This is a genomic window from Kitasatospora sp. NPDC086009 (assembly GCF_044540385.1).
Taxonomy (GTDB): Bacteria; Actinomycetota; Actinomycetes; order Streptomycetales; family Streptomycetaceae; genus Kitasatospora.
This window is the reverse complement of sequence record NZ_JBITSA010000005.1, coordinates 1-6,003: the sequence shown is the minus strand read 5'-3', so window position 1 is coordinate 6,003 and position 6,003 is coordinate 1. Positions and strand designations below refer to the sequence as shown.

Below are 6,003 nucleotides of genomic sequence, written 5' to 3'. Positions count from 1 at the left end.
CTCGCCCTCGCCGACGCCCTCCGCGCCGCCGGGCCGGGCGCCTGGGTCACGGCGGGGGGGGGGGGGGGGGGGGCGCGGGCGCCCCCCCCCCCCCCCGGGGGGGGGGGGGGGGCGCCCCCCCCCCCCCCCCCCCCCCCGCCGCGGTCCGGTCGCGCCCTACTCCTCGGTCGGCCCGAGGTCGGCGTGCTCGCGCAGCTCCACGCTGCGGGCGCGGTGGGCGGCGTGCAGTTCCAGCACGGTGATCTCGTTCGCCCCCGGGCGCAGGACGGGGCCGGGCACGAACAGCGAGCGCTGCGGCCCCCGCGACCAGTAACGGCCGAGGTGGAAACCGTTGACCCAGACGTTGCCCTTCGTCCAGCCCGGCAGGTGGACGAAGGTGTCGCCGGCCTCGGCCAGCCGCACGGTGCCGCGGTGGAAGGCCGGACCGACCTGGGTGCCCGCGTCCTCGGTGAAGGGCAGCGCGTCGAGGCTGCTCAGCGGCAGCGGCCGGCTGGTCCAGCCGGCCGCCTCGGCGCCGTCCAGCAGCACCCGGCCCAGCAGGCCCTTGCGGTCGTGGATGCCCGGGCCGTAGTTGACCCGGCCCTGGTTCTCCACCAGCAGGCTCAGGACGGCGCCCGCGCGCGGCGCGGTGAACGCGATCGCCCGCTCGTGCCGCTCGCGCTCCAGCACCCCGACCGGCTGGCCGTCCACGAACACCTGGGCCCGGTCCCGCACCGTCTCCGCCTCCAGCAGGACCGGCCCCGCGGCGGGCAGGACGGTCTCGTAGAGGACGAAGCCGAAGTCCTGGCCGAGCTGCTCCATGGTGAGCGGCCGTTCGGCCCGCACCGCCTCGCCCAGCGCCGGAAGGTTGGCGAACAGCGGTGCGCAGGAGGTCAGTTCGACGGTGAGGGGACCGATCTTCGGTGCCCGCGCGGGCACCGGCTCGGCCGGCACGGGGGCGTACTTGGCGATGACCTGGCGGAACGCCTCGTACTTCTCGGTGGGGTCACCGGCCTCGTCCAGCGGGGCGTCGTAGTCGTAGGAGGTGACGGTGGGCCGGTAGGTGTGCTTGTCGTTGGCGCCGTTGGTGAACCCGAAGCTGGTGCCGCCGTGGAACATGTACAGGTTGACGGAGGCGCCGGTGGCCAGCACGGTGTCCAGCTCCTCGGCGGCCTGGGCGGGGTCGCGGACCACGTGGTGGCCGCCCCAGCGGTCGAACCAGCCGATCCAGAACTCGGTGCTCATCAACGGGCCGGTGCTCTGGTGGGCGCGCAGGGCGGCCAGGCCCTGCGCGGAGCGGCTGCCGAAGTTGGCCGTGGCCAGGGTCCCGGGCAGGGCGCCGCGGACGACGTCGCCGGGCTGGTCGCAGGTGAACAGCGGCACGTCGACGCCGCAGCGTCGCAGCGTGGCGGCGAGGTGCGCCAGGTGGGCGGTGTCGCCGTCGTAGGCGCCGAACTCGTTCTCGACCTGCACGGCCAGCACCGGGCCGCCGTTGGTCGACAGGTGCCGGCGCAGCGGCGTCAGCAGCCGCTCGAAGAAGTCCTCCACCGCGGCGAGGTAGCGCGGGTCCTGGCTGCGCAGCAGGATGTCGGGATCGGCGAGGAGCCAGGACGGCAGCCCGCCGCCCTCCCACTCCGCGCAGATGTAGGGGCCGGGGCGGAGCAGGACGTGCAGCCCCTCGGCGGCGGCCAGGTCGAGGAAGGCCGGCAGGTCCAGCCCGGCGTCGAGGCGGAACTCGTCCGGGCGCGGCTGGTGGAGGTTCCAGGGGACGTAGGTCTCCACCGTGTTGAGGCCCATCAGGCGGGCCTTGCGCAGGCGGTCGGCCCAGTGGCCCGGGTGGACGCGGAAGTAGTGGAGGCCGCCGGAGATGATCCGCAGCGGCTGGCCGTCGAGGGTGAACCCCTCGTCGTGGATCTGCAGGACGGGCATGGTGTGCTGCTGCTCCTGGAAGAGGTGGGTGCGCGGACCGGCCGGCGAGGTCCGGTCGGCCGGTCCGGGCGGGTTCGTCACCGGCCGGCGCGGGCGCGGGCGGTGGACCGCCCGGGACGCCCGCGCCGACGGCGGGTCACGGCGCGGTGACCTTGAAGCCCTGCTGGTTGCCGTAGTCGGTGATGCGCTTCTGCCAGGCGCTCAGGCCGGTGTTGATGTCGGTCGAGATGTTCGGGCCGACGGTGTCCTTGAAGACCGAGTTGGCGTACAGCTGGTAGGGCAGGTACTGCCAGCCCTTGGCGACGGCGGCGGAGGAGTCGGCGAAGACCTGGTTGGCCTTCTGGCCGCCGAGGCCCTGCACCGGCTGGTCGAGGAAGGCCGGGTCCTTGAGCAGCTCGTCGGTCGCCGGGAAGAGGCCGTTGGCGGAGAGCGAACGGACGGCCTGCGGGTCGGAGTTCAGCCAGATCGCGAAGGCCGCGGCGGCGGCCTTGTTCTTGCTGCTGCTGGTCACCGCGACGGAGGAGCCGCCGTTCTCGGAGGAGACGTTCTCGCTCGCGCTCCACTGCGGGATGGGCGCGGCGCGCCAGTCGGCCGCGGTGTCCGGGATGGTGGAGGCGATGTTGCCGGGGGCCCAGGCGCCGATGATCCACATGGCGTACTGGCCGCTGCCCATCGACTGCCACCACTCGTTGGTCCACCCCGGGGCGGTGTCGACGAGCTTGCGGTTGATCAGGGAGGTCCACAGGTCGGCGGTCTTCCTGGCGCCGGCGTCCTGGAGCTTGACGGTGACCGAGGTGGAGTCGGTCTGCTGGAACGGGCGGCCGCCGGCCTGCCAGATCAGGCTGTCCACGCCGCCGGCGTCGCCGGGGTCGATGGAGGTGATGAACCGCTTCGGGTCGGACGCCTTGATCTTGACGGCCGCGGCCTCGAACTCGGCCCAGGTCTTGGGGGGTTCGATCTTCAGCTCGTCGAGGATCTTCTTGTTGTAGAACATCGCCATCGGGCCGGTGTCCTGCGGGATGGCGTAGACGCCGTCGGCGATGGCCACCTGGGACCAGGCGGAGGCCGCGAACTTGCTCTCCAGGGCGGCGGCGCCGTAGTCCTTGAGGTTCACCAGCCGCTTGGACAGGGCGAGTTCGGGCAGCGCGAAGTACTCGACCTGGGCGACGTCGGGGCCGCCGCTGCCGGCCTTCACGGCGGTCTGGAGCTTGGTGTACTCGGTCGCCGACTGGCCGGCGTTGACGATGTCGACCTTGATCTTCGGGTACTTCTGCTCGAAGAGCGCGACCGTCTTGTCCATGTTGGGGGCCCACGTCCAGAAGGTGAGCGTGGTGGGCGTGTCCAGGGCCTTCGCCGGGTCGGCGGGCGTGGCCTCGCCGCCGCCCGAGGAGCTGCAGGCGGTCAGGGTCAGGGCCAGCGCGGCGGCGGGCACGAGCGCGAGCAGTCTGCGGCGCGGGGTGGAGTGCGCAGGGGTCATGGCGGGTTTCCTTGCCGGGAGGTGGGGCGGGGTGGGCGGGGCGGGAGCGGGGGGCGTCATTCCTTGACGCTGCCGGCGGCCAGGCCGGACTGCCAGAACCGCTGGAGGAACAGGAAGGCGACGACGAGCGGGACGATCGCCAGCACGCTGCCGGTGATGACGAGCGGGTAGAAGCCGGTGGTGGTGGCACCGCTGCCGGCCGCGCCGGTCGCCAGCGAGTTCCACTGGTTGAGGCCGACGGTGAGGGGGAACCACTGCGGGTCGCTGAGCACGATCAGCGGCAGGAAGTAGTTGTTCCAGGTCGCCACGAGGGAGAACAGCAGCACCGTGACGAATCCGGGCGCGAGCAGGCGCAGCGAGATGGTGAAGAAGGTGCGCAGCTCGCCGGACCCGTCGATGCGGGCGGCCTCCAGCATCGAGTCCGGGACGGCGCCGAGGGCGTAGACCCGCATCAGGTAGACGCCGAACGGGCTGGCCAGGGACGGCAGCAGGACGGCCCAGGGGGTGTCCACGATGCCGACCTTGCTGAACAGCAGGTAGGTCGGCACGGCCAGCGCCGTCCCGGGGATCGCGACGGCGCCCAGGACGATCGCGGCCAGCGCGGTGCGGCCCCGGAAGCGGTACTTGGCCAGGGCGTAGCCGGCCGCGGTGGAGATGAAGGCGGCTCCGCCCGCGCCCACGACGGCGTACAGCAGGGTGTTGGCGAACCAGCGCAGGTAGATGCCGTGGTCGTAGGTCAGGACGGCGTGGATGTTGTCGAAGAAGTGGAAGTCGCGGCCGAACCAGAGCCCGAACCCGGTGGTCAGCGAGCCGGTGTCCTTCGTGCTGGACATCAGCAGCCACAGCAGCGGCAGCAGGGCGTAGACCAGCATCAGGCCCATGGCCACGGTGAGCGCCGTGCTGGAACGCCTGCGCCCCCGCCCCGCCCGGCCGCTGGTGGTGTTCGCGCTCACAGGCTCTGTTCCTTTCGCATCGACCGGGCCTGCACGGCGTAGGCGACCACTGCGGTCACTCCGCCCAGGAGCACGGCGACGGCCGCCGAGTAGTTGAACTGCTGGCCGTTGAAGGCCAGGTTGTAGGCGTACATGTTGGGCGTGTAGCTGGTGGAGATGACGTCCGGGGCGAGGGACTGCAGGACGTTCGGCTCGTTGAAGAGCTGGAAGGTCCCGATGATCGAGAAGACGGTGGCCAGGGCCAGCGCGGGCCGCAGCGCGGGGAGTTTGATGCTCCAGGCCGTACGGATCGCGCCCGCGCCGTCGACCTCGGCGGCCTCGTAGAGCTCCTGCGGCACGGTCCGCAGGGCCGCGTACAGGATGAGCATGTTGTAGCCCACGTACTCCCAGGTCACGACGTTGCCGATGGAGGCGAGCATCCACGTGCCGCCGAGCAGGCGGGGCACGTCGGTGTGCAGGGCGTCGCCGATCTGGTGGATCAGCCCGAAGCGGTCGCCGTACAGGTAGCCCCACATCAGCGAGGCCACGACGGCCGGGACGGCGTACGGGACGAAGATGCCGATCCGGAACAGCCCGGGCCAGCGAAGCCGTCCGCTGTCGATGGCCAGCGCCGCCAGCAGGGCGAGCAGCAGCATCAGCGGGACCTGGACGACCAGGAAGAGGGTGACCCGCCACAGCCCGGTCCGGAAGAGCTCGTCCCCCAGGGCGCGGGTGTAGTTGTCGAACCCCACGAAGACGTTGCCGCCGACCAGCCGGTCCTGGAAGAAGCTCAGGTAGGCGGCGTAGCCCAGGGGGGCCGCGATGCCGATCACGAACACGATCAGGAACGGGGCGAAGAAGACATAGCCGAAGGACCCGTGACCGCGCCGGCTCGAACGCAGCTGTGGACGGGGCCGGCCCGGGGGCCGGACGACGGGGGCGGGTGGGGCGGGGAGTTGCGACGTGCTCACGGGGTGCCCTTCACGGCCGATGTTTACGCCAACATGAAGCTGGCGTTGAGTCTTGACCGCTGATGGCGGGGGAGTCAAGGGCCTGTACCGGCGTGATGCGGCTTCGTGATGAACCGCCAGCAGGCCTGCGGCGGCTGGTGCGTGCGGCCGGGCCGGGGGAGTCGACACCTGCCCGGTGGGCGGATGTCCGCCCTGGTCAGGAGGGGTTCCGGTGGCCGGGGTGGCCGGTTCGCCGCCCCCTCGGGGGTGCCTGTCGGGGGGCTGTCGGCCCACCGGATTCCGCCCCGGGGAGGTGTCGGCGCGGGGTGGAGAAGATTACGACCGCGTATCAGTCGGTTTACCAGCTTGACGCCCGCACGGGCGGCGAGTGTCATTGTTCCAACGCGTTTGAACATGTTGAGTTTTGAGCGTTATTGCTGATCTCGCCTCGCCGTCTTTGCCCGCTTTCCCGGTGGCGCCCCGTCGCGCCTCCGCCGCTGCACCCGGTGGGCCGTTCGCGGTCCCGCCCCCTCCCCCCACACCACCGTGCGGGCACCGACCCGGTACCCGCGCTAAGGAGCGTCCCCATGTTCCGTACCCATGGCAGCCGGGCCGCCGGCGCCGCCGGTCTCCTCCTCACGCTGGGCCTGGCCACCGCCTGTTCGACCGGTCAGGAGTCCGTGAAGTCGGGCGACGCCTCGGTGGCGCCGGTCTCCGGGAAGATCTCGATCACCTA

The 6,003-nt window shown here is 71.9% G+C and carries 4 protein-coding genes; all 4 read right to left on the bottom strand.

Going from position 1 to position 6,003, the window contains the following annotated elements:
- Positions 1 to 156: 156 nt before the first annotated feature.
- The 4 genes from ACIF6L_RS14600 to ACIF6L_RS14585 all read right to left on the bottom strand — a co-directional run bounded on the left by ACIF6L_RS14600 (position 157) and on the right by ACIF6L_RS14585 (position 5,288).
- Entirely contained in the window at positions 157 to 1,908 is a 1,752-nt protein-coding gene (locus tag ACIF6L_RS14600) for a beta-galactosidase (protein WP_396487662.1), read from the bottom strand.
- Between the two features lie 136 nt (positions 1,909 to 2,044).
- Positions 2,045 to 3,385: an ABC transporter substrate-binding protein gene (locus ACIF6L_RS14595; RefSeq protein WP_396487150.1), complete on the bottom strand. Its 1,341-nt coding sequence runs from the start codon at positions 3,383 to 3,385 to the stop codon at positions 2,045 to 2,047.
- A 56-nt stretch (positions 3,386 to 3,441) separates the two neighbouring features.
- Positions 3,442 to 4,338 carry a carbohydrate ABC transporter permease gene (locus ACIF6L_RS14590; RefSeq protein ID WP_329491603.1) on the bottom strand — a complete coding sequence of 299 codons (897 nt, stop codon included), beginning with the start codon at positions 4,336 to 4,338 and terminating at the stop codon, positions 3,442 to 3,444.
- On the bottom strand, positions 4,335 to 5,288 hold the full coding sequence (locus ACIF6L_RS14585) for a carbohydrate ABC transporter permease (protein ID WP_396487148.1): 954 nt from the start codon (positions 5,286 to 5,288) through the stop codon (positions 4,335 to 4,337). The genes ACIF6L_RS14590 and ACIF6L_RS14585 overlap by 4 nt, the downstream gene beginning before the upstream one ends.
- Between the last annotated feature and the right edge of the window lie 715 nt (positions 5,289 to 6,003).

Excerpts from the sequence above, each read along its gene's own strand:
- ACIF6L_RS14600 (WP_396487662.1), bottom strand. The coding sequence starts at position 1,908 with ATGCCCGTCCTGCAGATCCACGACGAGGGGTTCACCCTCGACGGCCAG.
- ACIF6L_RS14595 (WP_396487150.1), bottom strand. The coding sequence starts at position 3,385 with ATGACCCCTGCGCACTCCACCCCGCGCCGCAGACTGCTCGCGCTCGTG.